The sequence below is a fragment of the Clostridium sp. C105KSO13 genome (genome assembly GCF_001517425.1).
Classification (GTDB): Bacteria; Bacillota; Clostridia; order Lachnospirales; family Lachnospiraceae; genus Muricomes.
Genome location: NZ_FBWL01000138.1, coordinates 1 through 397 on the forward strand (window position 1 = coordinate 1; position 397 = coordinate 397).

Here is a 397-nt window from a genome sequence, read left to right on the forward strand (position 1 = left end):
GAAGGCGACGGTCGTATGGTAGTTGATGACTTGAGGTGTTAGGATGACTGTGGGAGGGGGAATGTTGATTTTTTTTTTTTCAAGCAGAAGACGGCATACGAGATGTAGAGAGGTCTCGTGGGCTCGGAGATGTGTATAAGAGACAGTTACACTACCTGATTGATTCTACCTGCAAGAAATCCTGCACCAAATCCGTTATCAATATTCACCACGGAAACTCCCGATGCGCAGGAATTCAGCATTGACAAAAGCTGTCTCTTATACACATCTGACGCTGCCGACGATATGCAGTGTGGAGATCTCGGGGGGCGCCGCGTCATTAAAAAAAAAAAAAAAGATCGTACGCACACGACACGAATGCCGCCAACACACCATAACACCGACCGCACCACTCGCC

At 48.1% G+C, this 397-nt stretch carries 1 pseudogene; it reads right to left on the bottom strand.

From position 1 onward, the window contains the following. Positions 1 to 146 precede the first annotated feature (146 nt). Positions 147 to 251 (bottom strand): annotated as a pseudogene (locus BN3456_RS15605) (1-(5-phosphoribosyl)-5-amino-4-imidazole-carboxylate carboxylase); the annotation flags it as partial. Between the last annotated feature and the right edge of the window lie 146 nt (positions 252 to 397).